This is a genomic window from Synechococcus sp. SYN20 (genome assembly GCF_014279555.1).
In the GTDB taxonomy this organism is placed as follows: Bacteria; Cyanobacteriota; Cyanobacteriia; order PCC-6307; family Cyanobiaceae; genus Synechococcus_C.
The window spans coordinates 2,012,842-2,032,943 of the sequence record NZ_CP047959.1; the positions used below are offsets into that span (position 1 = coordinate 2,012,842).

At 56.1% G+C, this 20,102-nt stretch carries 25 protein-coding genes and 1 tRNA gene; 6 read left to right on the forward strand and 20 right to left on the reverse strand.

Annotation, left to right across the window (positions count from 1 at the left end; all coding sequences use genetic code 11):
• Positions 1-81: 81 nt before the first annotated feature.
• On the reverse strand, positions 82-360 hold the full coding sequence (locus SynSYN20_RS10675) for a DUF3764 family protein (protein WP_186523644.1): 279 nt from the start codon (positions 358-360) through the stop codon (positions 82-84).
• 68 nt (positions 361-428) lie between these two features.
• Positions 429-743 (reverse strand): DUF1651 domain-containing protein, encoded by a 315-nt coding sequence (locus SynSYN20_RS10680; RefSeq protein ID WP_255476249.1) that lies wholly within the window; start codon positions 741-743, stop codon positions 429-431.
• An 8-nt stretch (positions 744-751) separates the two neighbouring features.
• Here SynSYN20_RS10680 and SynSYN20_RS14550 point away from each other — a divergent pair, with 8 nt between their 5' ends.
• Positions 752-877, forward strand: coding sequence for a hypothetical protein (locus tag SynSYN20_RS14550; protein ID WP_255476250.1), 126 nt, complete (start codon positions 752-754; stop codon positions 875-877).
• Positions 878-978: 101 nt separating this feature from the next.
• Here SynSYN20_RS14550 and SynSYN20_RS10685 read toward each other — a convergent pair.
• Positions 979-1,052 (reverse strand) — tRNA-Arg (locus tag SynSYN20_RS10685).
• A 66-nt stretch (positions 1,053-1,118) separates the two neighbouring features.
• Between SynSYN20_RS10685 and SynSYN20_RS10690 the strand changes: the two genes are divergently transcribed.
• Entirely contained in the window at positions 1,119-1,850 is a 732-nt protein-coding gene (locus SynSYN20_RS10690) for a helix-turn-helix domain-containing protein (protein ID WP_186523646.1), read from the forward strand.
• Position 1,851: 1 nt separating this feature from the next.
• Here the strand turns inward: SynSYN20_RS10690 and SynSYN20_RS10695 are convergent, their stop codons facing one another.
• Positions 1,852-2,085 carry a hypothetical protein gene (locus SynSYN20_RS10695; protein WP_186525590.1) on the reverse strand — a complete coding sequence of 78 codons (234 nt, stop codon included), beginning with the start codon at positions 2,083-2,085 and terminating at the stop codon, positions 1,852-1,854.
• A gap of 20 nt (positions 2,086-2,105) precedes the next feature.
• On the reverse strand, positions 2,106-2,972 hold the full coding sequence (rsmI, locus tag SynSYN20_RS10700) for a 16S rRNA (cytidine(1402)-2'-O)-methyltransferase (protein ID WP_186523648.1): 867 nt from the start codon (positions 2,970-2,972) through the stop codon (positions 2,106-2,108).
• Positions 2,973-2,995: 23 nt separating this feature from the next.
• Between rsmI and SynSYN20_RS10705 the strand changes: the two genes are divergently transcribed.
• Positions 2,996-3,913 carry a 3'(2'),5'-bisphosphate nucleotidase CysQ gene (locus SynSYN20_RS10705; RefSeq protein ID WP_186523650.1) on the forward strand — a complete coding sequence of 306 codons (918 nt, stop codon included), beginning with the start codon at positions 2,996-2,998 and terminating at the stop codon, positions 3,911-3,913.
• 17 nt (positions 3,914-3,930) lie between these two features.
• On the opposite strand, the gene SynSYN20_RS10710 is transcribed toward SynSYN20_RS10705, so the two are convergent.
• The 14 genes from SynSYN20_RS10710 to sppA form a co-directional block, all read right to left on the reverse strand.
• Complete coding sequence (locus SynSYN20_RS10710) at positions 3,931-6,096, reverse strand: polyribonucleotide nucleotidyltransferase (RefSeq protein WP_186523652.1); 2,166 nt, start codon at positions 6,094-6,096, stop codon at positions 3,931-3,933.
• A 173-nt stretch (positions 6,097-6,269) separates the two neighbouring features.
• Positions 6,270-6,572 (reverse strand): 30S ribosomal protein S14, encoded by a 303-nt coding sequence (gene rpsN / locus SynSYN20_RS10715; protein WP_186523659.1) that lies wholly within the window; start codon positions 6,570-6,572, stop codon positions 6,270-6,272.
• Positions 6,573-6,615: 43 nt separating this feature from the next.
• Positions 6,616-7,698, reverse strand: coding sequence for an RIP metalloprotease RseP (gene rseP, locus SynSYN20_RS10720; protein ID WP_186523661.1), 1,083 nt, complete (start codon positions 7,696-7,698; stop codon positions 6,616-6,618).
• Positions 7,699-7,717: 19 nt separating this feature from the next.
• Positions 7,718-8,995, reverse strand: a complete 1,278-nt coding sequence (serS, locus tag SynSYN20_RS10725) for a serine--tRNA ligase (protein WP_186523662.1) — start codon at positions 8,993-8,995, stop codon at positions 7,718-7,720.
• A gap of 64 nt (positions 8,996-9,059) precedes the next feature.
• A complete protein-coding gene (locus SynSYN20_RS10730; protein ID WP_186525733.1) occupies positions 9,060-9,242 on the reverse strand; it encodes a hypothetical protein in 183 nt (60 codons plus the stop codon).
• 50 nt (positions 9,243-9,292) lie between these two features.
• Positions 9,293-10,792: an AAA family ATPase gene (locus tag SynSYN20_RS10735; protein WP_186523663.1), complete on the reverse strand. Its 1,500-nt coding sequence runs from the start codon at positions 10,790-10,792 to the stop codon at positions 9,293-9,295.
• The gene (locus tag SynSYN20_RS10740; RefSeq protein ID WP_186523664.1) at positions 10,785-11,336 is read right to left on the reverse strand and encodes a DUF177 domain-containing protein; all 552 of its coding nucleotides are present in this window, start codon (positions 11,334-11,336) and stop codon (positions 10,785-10,787) included. The genes SynSYN20_RS10735 and SynSYN20_RS10740 overlap by 8 nt, the downstream gene beginning before the upstream one ends.
• Positions 11,333-12,481 carry a membrane protein insertase YidC gene (gene yidC / locus SynSYN20_RS10745; protein WP_186523665.1) on the reverse strand — a complete coding sequence of 383 codons (1,149 nt, stop codon included), beginning with the start codon at positions 12,479-12,481 and terminating at the stop codon, positions 11,333-11,335. The genes SynSYN20_RS10740 and yidC overlap by 4 nt, the downstream gene beginning before the upstream one ends.
• A gap of 90 nt (positions 12,482-12,571) precedes the next feature.
• Positions 12,572-12,988: a PH domain-containing protein gene (locus SynSYN20_RS10750; RefSeq protein WP_186523666.1), complete on the reverse strand. Its 417-nt coding sequence runs from the start codon at positions 12,986-12,988 to the stop codon at positions 12,572-12,574.
• 2 nt (positions 12,989-12,990) lie between these two features.
• Positions 12,991-13,380: a ribonuclease P protein component gene (locus tag SynSYN20_RS10755; RefSeq protein WP_186525591.1), complete on the reverse strand. Its 390-nt coding sequence runs from the start codon at positions 13,378-13,380 to the stop codon at positions 12,991-12,993.
• A gap of 53 nt (positions 13,381-13,433) precedes the next feature.
• Positions 13,434-13,571, reverse strand: a complete 138-nt coding sequence (rpmH, locus tag SynSYN20_RS10760) for a 50S ribosomal protein L34 (RefSeq protein ID WP_011620012.1) — start codon at positions 13,569-13,571, stop codon at positions 13,434-13,436.
• A 54-nt stretch (positions 13,572-13,625) separates the two neighbouring features.
• On the reverse strand, positions 13,626-14,216 hold the full coding sequence (locus tag SynSYN20_RS10765) for a DUF2808 domain-containing protein (RefSeq protein WP_255444256.1): 591 nt from the start codon (positions 14,214-14,216) through the stop codon (positions 13,626-13,628).
• Positions 14,217-14,315: 99 nt separating this feature from the next.
• Complete coding sequence (gene aroH / locus SynSYN20_RS10770) at positions 14,316-14,702, reverse strand: chorismate mutase (RefSeq protein ID WP_370586678.1); 387 nt, start codon at positions 14,700-14,702, stop codon at positions 14,316-14,318.
• Positions 14,699-15,511: a signal peptide peptidase SppA gene (sppA, locus tag SynSYN20_RS10775; protein ID WP_186523667.1), complete on the reverse strand. Its 813-nt coding sequence runs from the start codon at positions 15,509-15,511 to the stop codon at positions 14,699-14,701. The genes aroH and sppA overlap by 4 nt, the downstream gene beginning before the upstream one ends.
• A 54-nt stretch (positions 15,512-15,565) precedes the next feature.
• Between sppA and SynSYN20_RS10780 the strand changes: the two genes are divergently transcribed.
• The 3 genes from SynSYN20_RS10780 to SynSYN20_RS10790 are packed head-to-tail and all read left to right on the forward strand — an operon-like array spanning position 15,566 to position 19,481.
• Positions 15,566-16,528, forward strand: a complete 963-nt coding sequence (locus tag SynSYN20_RS10780; RefSeq protein WP_186523668.1) for a DMT family transporter — start codon at positions 15,566-15,568, stop codon at positions 16,526-16,528.
• Positions 16,525-17,637 carry a glycosyltransferase gene (locus SynSYN20_RS10785; RefSeq protein WP_186523669.1) on the forward strand — a complete coding sequence of 371 codons (1,113 nt, stop codon included), beginning with the start codon at positions 16,525-16,527 and terminating at the stop codon, positions 17,635-17,637. The genes SynSYN20_RS10780 and SynSYN20_RS10785 overlap by 4 nt, the downstream gene beginning before the upstream one ends.
• Positions 17,628-19,481: a glycosyltransferase family 39 protein gene (locus SynSYN20_RS10790; protein ID WP_186523670.1), complete on the forward strand. Its 1,854-nt coding sequence runs from the start codon at positions 17,628-17,630 to the stop codon at positions 19,479-19,481. The genes SynSYN20_RS10785 and SynSYN20_RS10790 overlap by 10 nt, the downstream gene beginning before the upstream one ends.
• Here SynSYN20_RS10790 and SynSYN20_RS10795 read toward each other — a convergent pair.
• Entirely contained in the window at positions 19,441-20,034 is a 594-nt protein-coding gene (locus SynSYN20_RS10795; RefSeq protein WP_255476251.1) for a DUF721 domain-containing protein, read from the reverse strand. The genes SynSYN20_RS10790 and SynSYN20_RS10795 overlap by 41 nt on opposite strands.
• Positions 20,035-20,102 lie beyond the last annotated feature (68 nt).

Sequence of the window (20,102 nt, forward strand, 5' to 3'; positions counted from 1 at the left end):
ATTCTCCTAGCTATTGCCCACGACAGTCAACCCTCTGACAAAAACCCTGCTCGTGGCGGGGGGCAGCGCCTTCAAATCATCTCAAGCAAGCCAACGGGTAATAACTGTGCCGTCGTAAATATGACCAGAAGCTTCAACAACGGGTTTAGTTTCTGGATTTACAAAGATGTCATAGAGGACATTTTCAGGTCCTTGAAACATCACTGTTGCTCTACCAGGATCGTCCTTGGAGACTCCGATATAAAAAGTCTTTACTCCCATTTGGGCAAACATTGCCTGCTGCTCAGGCGCATTCATATGCGTGCGAAATTCCTCGAATGTGTTGCTGAGCTTGAAGTCCAGAACAGTTGTTTCGGTCATCGTATGAAAGCAGCTAGGTAATTCCAACACAATTTTTTTAGTTATGGAGTAACTCTCCAAACAGGTAGTCAGGTCTGAGGAGCTGAACAGCGTTGCCAACCGATCTTCTGCAAGTTGATCCACATCTCGATGCCTAAGTACCTGAGCATCCTTTGCTGCCTGGCGGGCTGCGCAAGGCGAGCTGACAATCGGTAGTAGCTAACCAACACGAACTGAGCATGTTGTGTTGGTTTATCGGGTTTGATCTGTATGAGCGTTCCCTCTTGCCTATTCAGCAGCCAGCCTTCACCGTTGAGCTTCTCCTTGTATCGGGCGTAATCAGGCTGCTGCTGCCACATCAGAGCAGTTTGGCGAGATTGCTCATTGGGGTGAGAGCCATTCACTCGAAAGGATGAGTCGAATGCCCTTTTGGATCAGCCCTTGGAGCGTGTCGATGCGGTCGGCGGTCTCAGCTGCTGTTGCTCATGCCATGGCCAATAAGCCTTTGAAAGCCGCTGGCACATCCAGCTTTTGGTGAGTAATCAACACTAGGACGACTTGGGCCATACTTTGGGCCACACAAAGCAACAAACAAGAAAAAGGGGCTCAGCTTTCGCTGAAACCCCTTGCTGTGATTAACGCCCCCTGTGTGATTCGAACACACGACCGACTGCTTAGAAGGCAGTTGCTCTATCCAGCTGAGCTAAGGGAGCATTCACTCATTTTGACAGTCGACGTACGCCACCCCGCTTAAACTTGAAAACTGTGCGGTACAGACAATGTCCCCCAGCCGGCTCAACGACAGCCACAAGCAGGAAATTGTGGAGCGGTACCGCGCTGGAGACACAAGCGCCCAGATCGCCGCGGCCTACAGCTGCAGCACCAACACGGTGAGTCGAACCGTAAGGTCCCTGCTCAGCCCTGAGGAGTATGCCGAGCTCAAAGCCCAGCGTTCGGCTAAAAGCTCTGGCTTAGCGAGCAGCGTGCCTGAACTCGAGACTGCTGAGGTCAGCCGTCCCGAGAACCCACAAACAAACCTCGAAGACTCCGGAATAGAAGTACCAAGCTCCAAGGAAGAGGGCGAGGATTTCGGTAGCGCCGATCTCAACGACAACGAGACCTTCAACACGGACGATGAAAACGTCTTCCATGAAATAGCAGTGCTGCCGGTCGACCTACCTCAGGTCACCACCCAACAAGTCATTTGCCGGCCCTTTGCATCTGAACTGTTGCCAGACAGCGTGTACATGCTTGTCGACAAAACGGTGGAGCTCGATCCACGGCCGCTCAGTGAGTTCCCTGAATTGGGCCTCAGTGATCCTTCAGAGCAGCAACGGCAGGCCTTATGCCTCTACGCAAGTCCACGCGCTGCTAAACGCCAATGCGGCCGCAATCAGCGCGTAATCAAAGTGCCACACACCCAGGTCTTTGAGCAAACAACCTCTTACTTGCTTGCCCGTGGCATCACGCACTTGGTGGTTGAAGGATCCCTGTTCGCACTCAAGTCCTAATTCAGCGATCTGGATCAGAAGCTGGAGCCAACACCGCCGCCACACTGCCGCCGCTGACGATCCCAAGCACCAAGCTGATTCCAACAATGAAGCCTGAGGGAAGGGGGGCAGACTGACCAACGCCAAGATTGAGGCGATGGCGATCATTGAGGTTCTGAGCACCAAGGCAAAGAACCAACAGCAGCGTTAGCCCACTCCCCAAACTCAACAAGAGCAGTCTCAGGCGGATGAACATCACAATCGCTTTTTCCAGCATCAGTCTGCCTGTTCGGTCTCCGCGTGAAGCAACGCATAGAGCTCGCGTTTGGAACGCCCAATTTTGCTGGACAACAGCTTGGCCGCATCTTTGGCACTCATCCCCTCTGCAGTGAGTGCTAATAACTGCTCACAACACTGTTTGTCAGTTAAGGCTTCGATCTCGACGGGTACGGCTCCACCCAACACCACCGTGCATTCCCCCTGGGGGGTGTGTTCTTGAAAATGATTCCGCGCCACTCCAACGGTTGGGCCCACCTGTTGCTCATGCCGCTTCGTGAGTTCTCGAGCCACTTGTAATGGTCGCTCCTCACCGCAGAGCTCAAACAGCTCGTCGAGAAGTTGGCACAAACGATGAGGGGCTTCATAAATCACGCTGGTGCGCTGCTCGCTAGCAATGAAGGCCAGCCGCTCTCGGCGTTCCCTGCCCTTAGCGGGGAGAAAACCCTCAAAACAAAACCGATCGCTAGGAAGCCCGCTGCTTACCAAGGCTGTCGTCGCCGCACAGGGACCGGGAATAGAAATCACCTCACAACCCGACAGGCGCGCGGCAGCGACCAACTCCTGCCCTGGATCACTAATTCCGGGCAAGCCTGCATCACTAATCACCGCAACGCTGCGGCCCTCGTCCAGTTCCAGTAACAGCTGGGGAATTCGCGTGCGGGTGTTGTGCTGATGGAACGAGCACCGCCTTGCTGTTGAACCGATACGGCTCAGCAGCTGTCCGCTATGACGCGTATCCTCACAAGCAATCGTGTCCACAGCGATCAACAGATCACGCGCTCGAGGCGACAGGTCACCGAGATGGCCAATCGGAGTGCCTACGACATAAAGCACTCCAGCCGCAGGTTCAGCGCGTTGCTTCACAATGGCTCCGCCCAGATCAAACCATGATGCCGAGCTCGCCGACCCTTCTTGCCGGTATCAACCTGGAAGATGTTTTAAAGGTTCTTCGCCCTCTCAGCTGGGGGGCTGCCGACATCCTGCGCGCCTATGCCCGTGGAGAACAGCCACCCCACGGGTTTCCGAAAGCCCTCAGCGTTGACAATGGCGGCGAAGGCCCAGTGTCCGCTGCTGATCTAGCGGTCAATCAATGGCTCCTGGATGGCTTAAAACAATCTTTCCCCACCGCTGGTTGGACCCTTCTCAGTGAAGAAACCGCCAAGGCGCAACTAATTGAGGGACAACCCTTAGCTGCTGAGTGGCTATGGATTTTGGATCCACTCGATGGAACCAAAGATTTCTTGCAAGGCACAGGGGAATATGCCGTCCATCTGGCCTTGGTGCATCAACAGCGCCCTGTGCTTGGGGTCGTTCTGGTTCCAGAACGAGAAGAGCTTTGGATTGGTGTGGTGGGTAGCGGCACCTGGTGCGAAAACCGCTCCGGTGAGCGAGCACCGGTTCGTTTCAGTGCGCGCGCAATCACAAATGAGCTCATCTTGGTGGCAAGCCGCAGTCACAGGGATCAACGACTTGAACAGTTGATCACCGCCCTAGAACTCGGCGATTCAAAGGCAGTGGGCAGTGTCGGCTGCAAAGTGGCCACGATCCTTCGTGGCGAAACCGATTTGTACATTTCCTTATCTGGGAAAAGTGCTCCGAAAGATTGGGATATGGCCGCACCAGAGGCCGTCCTTCTCGCTGCTGGTGGTGCCTTTACCCATGCCGATGGCGCAGAGCTCACGTACAACACCGGAGATGTTCGCCAGGCAGGTTGCTTGATCGCTAGCCATGGAAAAACCCATGCCGCTTTATGTGAAAAAGCGACACGGGCGATGGGACTGATTGATCCCGGTTTTCAGGTCTGAGCCTGGTTAGGAGCCTCTCAGGAGAGAGGCGCTACTGGTGTTGGAGCCGGTTGGGAGTCAGGCGACTCACCGTTCTGGGGAACGCCACGCAGGGTGAGGTTGATACGACCGCGATTGTCTATTTCACGGACGCGCACTGTGACCTCATCTCCCACCTTCACCACATCTTCCACTTTCTCGACTCTCGCCTCAGAAAGCTGTGAGATGTGAATCATTCCCTCTTTACCCGGAAGAATTTCAACAAAGGCACCGATCGGAATGATGCGGGTAATGGAACCCGTAAACACTTCACCCTCATTCACCTTGCGGGTGAGGCCTTCAATGATTTTCTGGGCTTCCTCTGCCGCCGCACCATCATGAGAAGCAATGGTGACAATGCCACTGTCCTCAATATCGATCTTGGTATTGGTGCGCTCCGTGATGTTCTTGATGGTGCGCCCACCAGGTCCGATCACCGTGCCAATCAGCTCAGGATCAATGCGGAAACTCAGCAGGCGAGGTGCATGAGGAGATAGCCCTTCACGCGGACTCTCGATCGCTTCCATCATCTTTTCAAGGATGTGCAGACGCGCAGGACGCGCCTGATTCACAGCCTCAGCAATGATGCTCACGGGCAGACCCGTGATCTTCATGTCCATCTGCAGCGCGGTAATCCCCTTATCCGTACCCGCCACTTTGAAGTCCATGTCGCCAAGGAAGTCTTCAATGCCTTGAATGTCGGTGAGGATTTTGACCTCATCCCCCTCCTTGATCAGGCCCATCGCCGCACCACTCACAGGCGCCTTCAGAGGAACACCGGCATCCATCAGAGCCAAGGTGCTGCCACACACGGAGCCCATTGAGGTGGAGCCATTAGAGCTCAACACTTCGCTGACAACACGCACCACGTAAGGGAAGGTGTCTTTCGCGGGGAGGACGGGCACGATGGCGCGTTCAGCTAAAGCACCGTGACCAATTTCACGGCGTCCCGGAGAGCGCATCGGACGGGTCTCACCGACGGAATAGGCCGGGAAGTTGTAGTGGTGAAGGTAGGTTTTTTCGTTGCTTGGATTGAGATCATCCATCTCCTGAGCGTCACTTGGGGTGCCAAGAGTGGCGGTCGACAACACCTGGGTGAGTCCGCGTTGAAACAAACCTGAGCCGTGCACTCGCTTGGGAAGCACTCCCGCAGCGGCGCTAATCGGACGCACCTGATCCAGGGTGCGACCATCCACCCGTTTGCCGTCCTTCAGGATCTGCTGGCGCATCAAGGTTTTGGTGAGCGCCTTGAAACTGTTCGGGAGGGCTTTGCCGTTGGCACTGACGGCAACGCGAACAGGATCGGAGTCCTTGAGGCCCTGGATCGTTTCTGCAGTTGTGCTGCGAATCGCATCCAGCTTTTCGTCACGCTCCGCCTTGGTTTGCTCGAACTGGCCAAGCACCTCACCAATCGATTTGCTGCAGGCTTTCTCTAGATAGACAGGCAGCGTTGTGTCTTGCTCAGGAACCTCAGGAATCACTTGCTCGATCCCAGCCTCTTTGAGGATGGATTGCTGAGCTTTGATCAACTCAGAAACAGCTTCGTAGCCAAAGTCGATCGCTTCAATCACATCTCCCTCAGGGAGCTGATTCGCACCAGCTTCCACCATCACTACACCTTGTGGGGTGCCTGCAACAACGAGGTCTAGATCGCCGCGCTCAATCTCCCGGTAGCTGGGATTCAGCACAAAATCGTCACCCAGCAAACCGACGCGAACAGCGGCCATCGGCCCATAGAAGGGAATCTTTGCCAAGAGGGTGGCCATGGAGGCCCCTGTAACGGCGAGCACATCAGCCGGAACCCGCTCATCAAGCGACATGCAAGTCGCAACAATCTGCAAATCGTCGCGAAGCCAACTTGGAAACAACGGACGCATTGGCCGATCGATGAGACGGCAAATCAGCGTGGCGCGCTCAGGAGGGCGACTCTCGCGCCGCATAAAACTTCCAGGAATCCTGCCTGCTGCATAGAGGCGCTCTTCGTAGTCACAGATCAGCGGGAGAAAATCAATTCCATCTCGACCTGTGGAGCGTGTAGCCGTGACCAAGACGGAGGTGTCTCCGCATTCAATCATCACCGAGCCGCCGGCTTGGGGGGCATACCGCCCTGTGGTCAGCCGTATCTCCCGACCGTCAAAGGAGATCGACTGCGTCTGACCTTGCACGTTGGTTTATGTCTTTCTGTCAATTCTGATTCTTACATTTGAGCGGAACCCATTGTTGGGGTTATCCGGTTAGATCCACAAAATCCAACAGATCCATCGCCATAAAAACGACATAAAAAAAGAGGTGATCACTCACCTCTTCATTCGATGGATTGACAGAGACTGAACTCAAATCACCAGCTGGACTTCACAACACCGGGGAGCTCACCTTTGTGAGCACGTTCACGAAGCTGATTGCGGCACAGCCCAAAATCGCGATAAACGCCGCGGGGCTTTCCAGTCGCCCAGCAACGATTGCGCACACGGTTTGGGGCGCTGTTGCGAGGCAAACCCTGGATCTTGCGATGGATCTCAAGACGCTCCATCGGATCCTTAGCGGCATGGAACGCAGCCATGAGAGCTGCGCGCCTGTCCGAAAAGCGCGCGACTATCTTTTTCCGCTTCACATCGCGGGCAATCATCGACTTCTTGGCCATGCAGCGGGTTAGATCAGACGTCTAGTGAAGGCACTCTATCGGTTCACTGACCAAGCAAGCGCTGAACAACCGAGAGTTGACTTGTATCGCGCACGATCAAAAGAACACTCAGGCCAACGACGAGCAAAAAGCTGGATTGCATCACGATCAACTGAAAGCGCTCTGGGATAGGCCGTCCGCGGACCCCCTCCAAAAGAATGAACACCAATTGACCACCATCAAGAAGCGGCAATGGGAGCGCATTGAGCACCGCGAGGTTGATCGAAATCAAAGCCATGAAGAGGGCAAGACCACTTCCTCCCTGACTGGAGAGCTGGGCGCCCATCTCCACAATTTTGACCGGGCCACTCACCTGCTGAGCCGTCGTTCCAAAATCAGTGAACAAGGCTCCATATCCGGCCACGGTGCGCTGCAAAAGTCCACCGAACTGCTCTGATCCACTGGCGATCGCTTCGCCCAAGCCAGTGACAGCGCGCGTGGTTCCACTGAAATTGGCCTGAAGCTGAGCACCAATGCGTCCCTGCCCTTGATGGTCGTCCGGAGTGAGCTGGATCACTCGCACCAATCCATTTCTCTGCACTTCAAGCGACAGTGCTTTGGAAGGGCTTTCTCTCACTGGCGTAACAGCCTCTTTCACAGCCTTCTCGCCGCGACCCAGTGGCAATCCTTCGATGCTCAAAATTTGATCACCGGCTTGCAAACCCGCGATCTCAGCGGGCTCTCCCTGCTGAACTGCCATCACCATCACCCCGGGATCAGGGTCGCCTGGAACTCCTGCCAAAGCCGTATGTCCAACGAGAACCACCCAGGCGAGCAGCAAGTTGGCGAGCACCCCTGCGCTAATAACAAAGGCTCTCTGTGGAATCGGGCGGTTGCGAAGAAGATCTGGATCATCGGCAGGGATTGAACTGTCTTCGTCGTCGTCAGGGAAGGACACGAATCCGCCAAGAGGAAGAGCGCGCAGGGCATAGGTCACGCCTCCACGCTCAAGTTTCCAGAGGGCAGGTCCAAACCCAATGGAAAATCCATTCACACGGATGCCCTGAACTCTGGCTGCAAGAAAGTGACCAGCCTCATGGATCACGATCAGCAGCCCCAGAACCAATAGTGCTGCCAGAACGTTCATATCGGACCCAATAATCGATTCATTCTGGCTGGAGACGATCGCAACCGAAGTAAGGAACCAAAGCCTGGGGAAGCTTCACGCTCCCGTCAGGCTGTTGCCCGTTTTCAAGCAGAGCAGCCATGGTGCGGCCAATCGCGAGGCCACTGCCGTTGAGCGTGTGAACCAACCGTGTGGTCTTGCCGTCTTTCGTGCGAATCGAGGAACGACGAGCCTGGAAATCAGAACAGACACTGCAGCTCGAGATCTCCCTGAAAGCACCCGCTCCCGCCAACCAAACTTCGAGGTCATAGGTGCGGGCGGCGGAGAAGCCCAGATCACCCGTGCAGAGCTCAAGCACGCGATAGGGCAGCTCCAAAGCCTGAAGCACGGCCTCGGCGTCGGCGGTGATCTGCGCATGAGCCTCCTCAGAGTGCTCGGGATGGACAAACCAATACAGCTCCACTTTGTTGAATTGATGCAGTCGGATCAGGCCCCGCGTGTCACGTCCATAGCTACCGGCCTCCCTGCGAAAGCAGGGGCTGTAAGCCACATAACGCAGTGGCAATTGTTCCGAAGGAATAATTTCGTCGCGATGCAGAGAGGTCAGCGGAACCTCAGCGGTTGGGGTCAACCAGAGGTCATCGTCTGCACAACGAAAACTTTCTTCAGCAAATTTGGGCAGTTGCCCTGATCCCTTGAGGCTTGCGCTATTCACCAAAACCGGAGGGAGCACCTCGCGGTACCCCTTCCCCGTGTGCAGGTCCAGCATGAAGTTGATGAGCGATCGCTCCAGCCGAGCGCCTTGCCCAAACAGGGTCACAAAGCGACTCTGGGCAATTCTCACGGAACGCTCCGTGTCGAGCAAAGACAGCTGCTCTGCAATTTGCCAATGCTCCATGAGCCCGTCTTCCAGCCTGGGATCACCCCAGCGACGCACTTCTTTGTTGTCGTCTTCGCTGCGACCGTCTGGACAGGCCTTTGAAGGCAGATTGGGGTAGCTAAGCAGCTCTTCACGCAGCCGCGCGGTGAGCTGCTTCTCCTCATCCTCGAGAACGGCCACTGTCTGCTTGATTTGATTGCCTTGGAGGCGAAGCTCTGCAACCTCAGCCCCTTTGGGATCGGCCCCGGCTTGAATGCGCTGACCAACCTCTTTGCCAATGCGGTTGCCATCGGCTTGAAGGCCGCTGCGACGCTCCTCGAGATCGCGTTGCTGCTGTGCAATCAGCTGAAGACCTGTGAGATCAACATCCATCCCCCTACGTCCCAACTCACGGGAAATCAGTTCGGGGTTATCACGCACCAGGCGCTGGTCAAGCACGGAAATTCTGAAGAGGACTAGCTAAAAAGACTACGTCTCGGTTCAGAACGAACAATCAAGGTTCTTAGAGAACTTGTCCAACCATCACCGCGGCAACAGCCGAGAACAACGTGATGCCAAGAGCGGTAATTGGGTTCTGCCCCTGAGCGACCGCAACGGTTGTAATGACACCAGCACCAAGACAGGCAGCAGCGAGTTGGGTGGTGAGATCCGAAAAACGATTCACGGACAAAAAGGCGCTATTCACGAAACATACGGAGGTCGCCAAGCCTTGTCTGGACGCAGGCCCCTTGTTTGTTACGCCCTGTCAGGGTTCGTTACCAGTCGCAATGAAGCTGGCCGCGCCCGGCCGCTACTAGCCCATTGCTTGAGGCCTTCCAATTGTTCTTTAGCGGTACGCGAGAGAGGAACCAATTGAGCAGCGGCTTGAATTAAATCGGACTCAGCCAATTCACGGCTCTCTGCAAAGGCAAGGTGCATGGCTTCGATCACCGTTTGCTCGAGCTCTGCACCGGAGTAACCATCCGTACGGTCCACGACGGTTTCAACAGGAAGGCGAAGACCTGGGCGTCTGCGACTGATATGCAATTCCATGATGCTCTGACGTTCAGAGCGAGCTGGCATATCAAGGAGAAAAATCTCGTCGAAGCGGCCCTTTCTTAGGAGTTCAGCGGGCAGCCTTTCCACTCCATTGGCTGTAGCCACCACAAACACGGGAGACGTTTTCTCCGCCATCCAGGTCAGCACAGTGGCCAACACCCTTTGGCTGGTTCCGCCATCACTTCGGCCGTCGCTTCCAAAGCCTTTGTCAATCTCATCAATCCAAAGCACGCAAGGAGCCATCGCTTCAGCCCTTTGAATCATTTCGCGTGTTCGTGCTTCGCTCGCTCCAACGAGGCCAGCAAAAAGACGCCCCACATCCAAGCGCAGGAGTGGCATGGACCAGCTGTGGGCAATCACTCGCGCCGTCAGCGATTTACCCGTTCCCTGCGGCCCGACCAATAAGACACCACGAGGGAGGGGCAAGCCGAAGCGCCGGGCTTCATCACTGAAGGCACGATGACGCTGTTCTAGCCACTGCTTGAGAGCCTCCAGCCCACCAATATCTGCAGGGGTGGCATCGGTACGGCAGAACTCCAGCACTTCGCTGCGAGCCAGCGCGAGGCGCTTCTCCTCCAGCACGTCAGCAAGGTCCTGGCGTCCAAGCTCACCGCGCTGAGCCAGCGCCTTTGCTGCAACGTGACGAACCCGTGATTCACTTAATCCGCAGCAGGCATGGGTGAGCTCCTCAAGCACCTCGCTATTGAGAGGCGATCCTGTTGCCTTGGAAATATTGCCAAGCAAGGTCATCAATTCCTGCTCTTGCGGAAGCGGCAAGTCGAGCAGGGTGAGGGCCTCTTCTAAATCAGGTGGCGGCGTCCAACTACCACAACCGAGCACGAGCGTATGAGGGCGTCCACGCAACAAGCTTGTGAGATTGCGGAGCATGCGGGCGATGCCCGCGTCATCGCAGAAGCGATGCACATCTTTGAGCAACAGCAGCGTGGGGCTGTTGCCATCGAGATCCTGCAACCACTGCAAAACCAGCATGGGCTGGCGCGCACCAAGTCCCTCGCTGCCAAGCACGCCTGACAGGCCACTCACAAAGTCCCATGACGCCAGTCGACGCCCAGGCAAGCGTTCGGCCGCTTGTCTCAGCAGAGATTCAACGCGCTCCTCCTCGTGGCTGCGAATCCAAATCAGAGGGGTGCCCGCACGAATCAGAAGATCGAGTTGTTGTGCCCACTGTTCAGTCACGCGTCACCTCCGACTCCTCGCCTGGGTCAGAGCGCAGGCTCAAGAGAGCCTCCCAACGCGGATCGGCAGACGGCGTCACCGAAGCTGTCAGCTCTGGGTTGACCGATTGAGGCATTCCTGAGCAACCATCACCGCAGAAATTTACAGCTGGCATTTGAAGACTCAATTGTTCAAACACCCATCGCTCTGGCTCAAAAAGGCCCCTTGGATCCAGACACTCCACAAGTCCATCCACTGAAGATGCATCCAGGCCCTCTTCAGCCATCTCCGCTGCAGCTTCACGATCTCCAAGCCAGATCAACTCATTCGTTTCCGTGGACAATTCGCGGTTGAAATGCTTCAGACAGCGATCGCAACACAGACAAACGATGGTCTGAGCTGAACCGGAAACTTCAAGAATATTGCCGCGATGCTCGGCCCGAATGGTTCCACGTACTGGGGTGAGGGAGGGCAGCTCCTCTAGTTGGCCTTCGAATTCCCACTCACGAACGGAACCAAGAGCTTGCAGCTCGCGAAGGGGAACGGGCTCAAGCCCAGGGATCATTTGTTTCCGCCTTTGGGCTCAAAAGGCATGCGTCCAGACGTGGATCCGCCACCTGCGGAGGCCGCTGCAGGCTGAGAGTTTTGCAGCCTTTGGTCATCAAGAATCGACTGAAGATTTTCAGGCAGAGCCTCGCGTGTGAGCAAAAACGTTTGCAGTGCCTGGAAGATATTGGCAATCACCATGTACAGCAAAACACCGGCAGGGAGTGGGAAAAACAGGAACATCCCAGTAATCATCACAGGAGTGATCTTGTTAGCGGTGGACTGCTGCGGATTGGCAGGCATCCCCATCCCGGAGAGAAGCTGAGAGGCAAACAAACTCAGACCGAATGCGCCAATGAGAATTGCGATGTCCCAATTGATCGCACCCTCGGTGTAGAAGCCAACCTGACCTAGGGCTTTGATGAACAAGAAGCCGCTGCGAGCGGCCAATCCTGTGATTTTTCCTTCAACGGTTGCATCGCCGGTCGTGAGGGCCGTGATCACTCCCGTGTCACTCACGCTGACAATGCCCTCTCCCTTGGTAACCGTCCAAGTTGGAAGAAATCTTTGGCCGTTATCGACGCCAGAAATCACATCGCGGAAACTTTCTCCACCACGGGTCTCGAGCTGAATTGGAACAGTCTCTCCAGCCCCGATCTTGGTACCACCAGGAAGGCTCGCGATGATGGGAACGTGATTCGTTTCCGTGATGAAGATCGAATGACTGGCGCTGGTGAAAGGCTTGGGCTCAACAGCCGCAATCTGATCAGCGGGAAGCACTTTGAGATTGAAGGTGTAAGGCACATCCGCGAAGGGTGATCCCCTCAAAGTCGCGAACAGCGCAAACAAGATCGGCATTTGAACGAGGAGCGGCAAGCAGCCCGCCAGGGGGCTACCGAACTCCTTCATCAGCTTTCCGAGTTCGGCTTGCTGCTTTTTAGGATCGCTTGCGAAACGGGCTTTGATCTCAGCCTGGCGCTTCTGCATCACAGGCTGAGCAATTCGCATGCGTCTGGCGCTACGAATCGACCCTGCGCTGAGAGGGAACAATGCCAGGCGAATTACCACCGTGAGGGCCACGATCGCCAGGCCATAGCTCGGGACCAATCCGTAGAAAAAATCCAGGATTGGCAGCAGCAGATTGTCGGAGATGTACCCGATCACGATGGCGTTCCGAGTGATTGGTGAATGTTGTTGCCAGTGTGCAACAGCACAGGGGCTTCTGTGGCAATTCGCTTGAGGCGAACACCTAACTCAGGCAGCGAAGCCCTTGCTGTCTGCATCTTTCTCACCCGCGTTTTCACGTCGGGCACGGATGCGCTCTTCGATGAATGCTTCGAGCTCCCGGAAGCGTGGGACTGAGCGCAACTCCAGGCGTGATCCGTCTGTCAAGACAAGAACCATGTCGCCCCAGGCGCCAAAGCCGCGCGACACGCTGCGGACTTCACGCACCTGGCTGAAGGCCACCTGACTGCGATCCCGTCCCATCCAGCCACCGGTCACAGAAATGCGACGACTGGTGATGTTGAAACGCAACCAGACCGCACGAACAATCGCTCCAACGGCAAAGGGCAGACCGATCAAGGTCAGCCCAAGCAAAAGATTGAAGATCAAGTCACCGCGAGCTGGACCGCCTTCGTAGAAGGTCTCTTCTTGGATGGAGGTTGGCATGGCTAATACCCTGCTTGTTGGAGCAATCTGTCGCATTCTTCCAGGACAGGAGCATCTTTGGCCTCTGCACCGGGTTTAAGGCTGATCAGAACCCAGGTATTGGAGTGCTGAAACGACTGCTCAAAATGCTCACGTAAGTGGTCGTGCAACAAGCGTCTGAGCCGATTGCGGATGACAGCCCGTTTACTGACCTTGCTACTGATCACCACAGCACATCGGCAAACAGCCGTTTCTCCACTCTCCCCAACAGGGCGGCACTCCCAACGCAGAAGCCTCGGCTTGGCCGAGGCTTTACGCAGAGTCATCAACGATCCATGGAAGCGCTGACCCCTGCGATGCAGATAATCGAAACAGCGGTGACCCCGCAATCGCATTGACGTGGGAAGCACCATCGAAATTTGTTCAAACGTCACCCCTTCAAGGGGCTAGGCGTTGCTGATCAGGCTCAAGCAGCCAAGCGTGAACGTCCACGCTTACGACGCGTACGAATCACGCGACGGCCGGTATGAGATCGCATGCGAACACGGAAACCCGAAACGCGTTTGCGCTTACGGCTGGTGCCACCAAAAGTTCGTTTGGTCATGGATTCACTCCGGCGCCCAGCCTTTCATCAGTAGAAGAGCTTATCAGCCAATGCTTAGTCGATACTGAAGTTCCAGCTCCCTAAGTAGCCCGCCACTGGAACGTCTCCAGGCGCCTGTGCCAGAGCATTCAACTGAAACATCCCAGATTTATTGGGATTGAAGATCGTCATCGAAACGGCGTAGGTGTCTTCAGTGGGAATCGGAGTTTCAGGGAAAACCTCAATTGCCGTTTGGTTCTCGCTGACCTCAAAAACAGCAGGGATGACCTCTTCACAACGGCTTCTGCTGAGCATGCCGCCCTTCTTCATCTTGCAGAGCTTCAATTTGTTGGGGCGGATCTTTGCGTTGAAGTAATCAGGAATAGTGATGGTGAGTTTGAGGATCGCGGTTTTGCGATCTTTCGGCCGAAGCACCAGGAAGTATTCCGAGCGCTCGCGCGTACGAGTGCTCGTTTGGACGTAGTACAACTTGCGATAATTTCTATCGCTTTCCCAGCGAAACTCCATCAAAGAGGGAGTGTTCTGAGCTTGAACAGCAACGGGTTGGAGCATCTCGACCACCGAAGCAGAAGCAACGACTCCGCATCCGATCACCCCCGCAACAACAGCGAGGCGGCGGATCGGGGTCGTGGGCAAAAAGTCCATTAATTCAGCTGGTGAAAACATTCACCGCAGTGGTTATGTCCCATGATTGTCCTAAGGACAGGCAGCGGCAAGGGGTTCGAAGGGCCGGCGTGGCATCTGTCAGTTGTGACTGGATCTATCTGGCCTGAGGCGGCTGGCTTCCCCCAGATAGACGTGGCGAAGCTCTTGATCTGCTGGCATCCAGGTGTGAGCCAGAAGACGAATGCACCTAGCCAGATCGCCCTCAACAGCCATCTGCTGACAGTCGAGGAGGGCCACCCCATCCCAACCTTCGCGGCGCCTTGCAACAGCAGCCGGGAAACACGCATCCAGATCGGTCGTCACAGAGAACGTGATCGACACGATGCAGTCCGGCTTCAGAGCGTTGTGTTTCACCAGGGCGTCCATCAGTTCAGTGACCGCCTGCTCAATCGCAACAACTGTGTTGGTGCTGCAGGTGGTCGCACCACGTAAGCCGCGCAAGGTCAATCCGCTCCCCATGGTCATGGCCGAAACAACCACAAAGGTTGACCGCTGAGCTCCATTTCAACCGTGACGAGCTCCTGAATTCGGGCGAGCAGGTTGGACCCTGACAACCCTTGCAGCAATGGCTTTCGGGGTTTTCCAAGTGTCACCACGCGGCAGCGCTCCTCATCCAGATCAGCCAACTGTGCCGCAAGCACCCTTGCGCACTCTTCGTCACCCAGTTCATCCACGAGCCCAAGATCTTTGGCCTGCGCACCACTGAACACCCGTCCGTCAGCAAACTCGCGAACACAGCTTGGATCAAGCTTTCGTCCTTCTGCAACGGCCGCCACAAATTGCTCATAGCTGCTGTCAATCAGAGCTTGAAGCAGCTCACGTTCTTCTGAGCCCAGGGCACGATCTGGAGAAAGGATGTCTTTAAAGGCTCCACTTTTGACCGTTTCAAATTTGACCCCAACACGATCCAGCAATTTGGACAGGTTGTTGCCGCGAAGAATCACGCCGATGGAACCGGTAATCGTGCCTGGATTGGACACGATCCTGTCTGCGGCAACACCGACATAAACCCCACCAGATGCAGAAATATTTCCAAAGCTGGCAACAACATGACAGCCTTTTTCGCGCAGCCTCAGCAAGGCTGCATGGATCTCCTGGCTGTCGCCAACAGTCCCTCCAGGACTATCAATTCGCAGCAACAGTGCAGGGAATTCCCTCTCCTGAACCTCCTTTAAGGCTTTAAGGACGCGACGGCGGGTGGAGCCAGTGATCGCCCCTTCAATGGCGATCCTCGCCATCGTTCGCCGGGACTTGCGGCGCCAGGGCCAGATCATGACGGTCAATCGAACACGATTAGATCTTAAAAAGGAGCCTGTTCGCAGCACCCCATGGGATCTCTCCGCCGAGGTCTGCTGATGGTCCTGCCGTTCGTCCTCTGGGGAACGGCGATGACAGCAATGGCTCCCCTGGTCAGCACAGGAGGGCCGATTCTGGTGTCTTGCCTGAGGCTGCTCCCGGCTGGAATCGTCGTGATCGCCTTTGTTCCGCTGCTCGGGCGTTCGTTAGCGATTGATCCTGGGGATCGGGGCTGGTTTCTCCTATTCACCCTGATTGATGCCGTGCTGTTTCAGATCTGCCTGGCACGCGGACTCGAAGGCACTGGCGCCGGCCTCGGGTCAGTGTTGATTGATTCTCAACCGTTGATGGTTGCCCTGCTCGCCCGCTGGCTTTTTGCAGAAACAATCAATCCCATCGGTTGGGTGGGATTGGTTCTTGGCCTGGTGGGAATTGTCTGTCTAGGTGTTCCCCAACCGCTTCTACGACACTGGTGGCTATTGGGTGAGGGAGTGTCGTTTCAATCGGGTTGGCAGGCTGGAACGGGCTGGATGTTGGCGGCTGCCATTGCGATGGCTGTCGGCACCGTTCTGAGTCGATTTGCCTGCCGAAATAGTGATCCTGTAGCCGTCACGGGATGGCACATGCTGCTGGGTGGACTGCCCTTGCTGGTTTGGCATGGGCTCGACGGAGCCTTCCCGCTAGTACCTCCTTGGTCCGTCTCTGCTTGGACGCAAATGGCCTACGCATCCCTGATGGGGGGCGCCGTGGCCTACGCCCTATTTTTCTGGTTTGCCAGTCGTGAGGACCTGACAGGGTTCACCACACTTGGATTTCTCACACCCGTTTTTGCACTTGCTTCCGGCGGGCTGTTGTTGCAAGAACGACTCAACAACCTTCAATGGTTGGCAGTGCTTTTGGTTCTAATTTCGGTGGTATTGGTGAGCCAACGCAAACGTTTCTGGGAACCGGTTGCTCTCATGAACGAAACCCAGCAGGGCGATCTCGGAGCATGAGCAACACCCCTCTCCATTTGGTACTGGTCAGTACACCCATCGGACATTTAGGCAGTGGACGCGGTGGTGGTGTGGAACTAACGCTGACCTCGTTATTGCGCGGTCTAGCCGCAAGAGGGCATCGGATCACCCTGGTCGCCCCTAACGGATCGGTTGCGCCTGACGACTGCCCTGAACTCTCACTACACACTGCTGGGGGCAGCGATCAACCCAGCTGGCAACATGCCGCAAAAGACGCTTCCGTTCAAATTCCCTTTGATGGTGTGCTTCCACATTTGTGGGACCTTGCTTTGTCCTTGGGCGAGGACGCCGATGCAGTGATCAACTTCAGCTACGACTGGTTACCGCTCTGGCTCACACCCCATTCCAAGTGCTCGTTATTTCATTTGGTGAGCATGGGGTCGGTCTCGCAGGCGATGGATGAAGTCATCTCTCAACTCGCGCGCTGGGACCAAAGGCGAATGTCATTCCATACCCAACGACAGGCAGGGGATTTTTCATTGCCCATGCCACCTTCAATTGTGGGGAATGGCTTTGACCTCACGCGTTATCAGTTGCAGTTGTCCCTCCATGGCCCACTCGGATGGGCCGGACGCATCGCGCCTGAAAAAGGCCTCGAAGATGCTGCAGCTGTTGCCGCAGCTCTAGGAGAAACGCTTCTGGTTTGGGGCTTGGTCGAAGATGCTGACTATGCACAATCGGTGGAAGCCGCCGTGCCTCCAGGAACCATTAATTGGCGCGGTTTTCAGCCGACACACCAACTTCAGAAAGAGCTTGGCTGCTGCCGCGCTCTCCTGAACACTCCCAAATGGAATGAGGCCTACGGCAATGTGGTGGTGGAAGCCATGGCCTGCGGTGTCCCTGTTGTGGCCTACGACCGCGGTGGTCCGGGCGAACTGATTCAAAACGGAGTTACGGGATGGCTTGTGCCTCCCGATGATCTCGAGGCCCTAAAAATGGCCAGCAGAAAAGTCGATCAAATCGATCGACAAGCTTGTCGTCGTTGGGTGGAGCAGAACGCCAGCTATACGGTGTTTGCACAACGCGTTGAGGCTTGGATCAGGCAGGGGCTCTCTGCAAGGGATGGCACGATCGCCCCATGTCGATGATCAACGCCCCTGCCGACCCACGGATCTCGCCACGACAGCGCAGCCGAGGTCTGCTGCTGATCTTGGCGCTTGGCCTTGCCATGTGCTGCTGGCAACTGGGTTCCACTGGCCTGGTCGATGAAACCCCACCGCTCTTTGCAGCTGCCGGTCGTGCCATGGCTCGCACCGGTGACTGGTTAACCCCTCGGGTTAATGGATTGCCAAGATTCGACAAACCGCCCCTGGTGTACTGGCTTATGGGGTTGGGGTACTCGATTCCTGCCAATGAGCTCTGGGACCCACTCGGCACCTGGGCTGGGAGGCTTCCCTCAGCCCTGGCGAGTGTGGCAACCATGCTGATGCTTGGGGACACCTTGATGGTGCATCCGGCCGAAAATGACAATCACCCTCGCCGCACCGCAGTCGCAGCAGCACTGGCCTTCGCGCTCTCTCCATTAGTACAGCTCTGGAGTCGGACGGCCGTCAGTGATCCCTTACTCAGCGGCACCCTCGCTCTGAGCCTCCTCTGCCAGTGGCGTTGTTATGCCAGTGGAACGTCTCGACGATGGTGGCTCGCCTGGGTTCTGCTCGCCTCAGCCGTGCTCACGAAAGGGCCTGTGGCCGTGGTCCTCAGTGGCATGACCCTGGTGCTGTTTGCTCTGTTGCGCTGGGATCTGAAGGGCATCTCGCAATGCATCAAACCGCTTCGCGGCCTTGCACTCACCGCCTTGATCAGCCTGCCTTGGTATGTCGCAGAACTGCTGGTCGAAGGCCAGCCTTTTTGGGATAGCTTTTTTGGTTATCACAACCTGCAACGCTTCACATCGGTCGTGAACAGCCACCTCCAACCCTGGTGGTTTTTCGGGGTGATTTTGGTTGTGGCATCCCTGCCCTTCACCCCCCTATTGCTGCTTGGGCTGGGGCAAACCCTGCACCCTTCAAACCTCAAGCGTGCCTTTTCATCTGTCCAATCCAGCGCAAACTTGTCTCTTCAGAGTTTTGCCAGTTGCTGGCTTCTTTCTGTATTGCTGCTGTTCACCACCGCGGCCACCAAGCTTCCGAGCTACTGGATTCCTGCAACGCCTGCTGCTGCCATTCTCATCGCCCTTGCAGCAAGGCCTTCCGAACGAAGGAACCGACCTCCTTTGGATTGGGCCTGGGGCACAACAATCCTGCTCACGTTTGTGTTGGCAGTGGGGTTCTGGAGTTCTTCGATCTGGGTTCCTCTCATCGATGACCCCGAAATGCCAACGCTGCCAGCCGAACTGCTGGCAAGCCGCTTGGTTTTAAGAGCAGCGGTGTGCTTCTCGATCGCTGGCGTTTTGGGCCTCTGGATGATCAGGCGAAAGGCCTCTGGTCGCTTGCTAGCCGTTCAGGGACCGCTGGTGATGTTCCAGCTCATTGCTCTCATCCCGATGGTTGACCTCGGCGATCGTGTACGACAACTTCCCGTGCGAGAGGCAGCAGCCACGATGCTGCGCGTCCAGAAGCCGTCAGAACCCCTCGCAATGGTGGGAGCGATGAAGCCCTCTCTGCACTTCTACACAGAGCAGGTGGTGGTGTACGAAGGGCGCTCAGATTCTGCCCTTGTGAATCTTTCTGATCGGTTAAGCCATGAGCGGCGCCGTGGCTGGGTAGGACATCCAATCGATGCCGATGAAGGATCTCCAACTGTTCTGATCGTGATTGATTCCGGAACATTGAAACGTCGTTACTGGCAAGGACTCGATCCCCAAGTGCTTGGACAATTTGGGATCTACAGGGTTGTACGCCTCGATAGGACCAAGCTGGAGCGACGGGCTGCCGAACTTCAAGCTGATGGTGTCACGCTGACCTGGGAGGCTCCTCGTCCAGAGAGGTATTAACCGACTGAGTGGTCTCCTCCTGGAGCGAACCCTTCAGCTCTGACAACTTCAGTCTTCGGCAGAACCCGCAGTGACCCCAGAGCGCCATCTCGCCTGCAGGAGCTGGGCTGTCACAGCAAGGGCATGACGCCATTCCGTGCACATCGATCCGGCTCGGATGGCGAGCCCAAACACTCTCTTCTGTCTCTAACTCTGCTGGAGGGGAAGGGTGATGTTGCTGAATCCTCAGATCGCGCACTGCATGGCCAGCGCTTCGCACTGCTGCCAAAAGTTGAGGTTTGCTGTATTGAAGAGCTTGTCGCCATTGCGGGTGACGCGCTCCCACCGTGAGGACGCCGTGGCTCAAATTCAAAGGCTTGCAGTGATCCGCCAAGGGACGCCCCGCCAATTGGGGCCAGTCCTGCCAAAGCGCAGCCAGTGATCCCTCTCGTCTCCATTTGCTCCGCAAAGACTCCAGGCACTCCTGAAGAGGTTGAACCGGCGGCGGTGGCGGCGGCACCAACACCTCTCCACGACCAAAACGGCGCCGTTGGGATCGAGGGGCTCGCCCCATAACGTCATCCAATGAAATTGGACCTTAGTGGGGATAGGTGGTCCAGCTCGCTAATCTCTGGCAGTGCT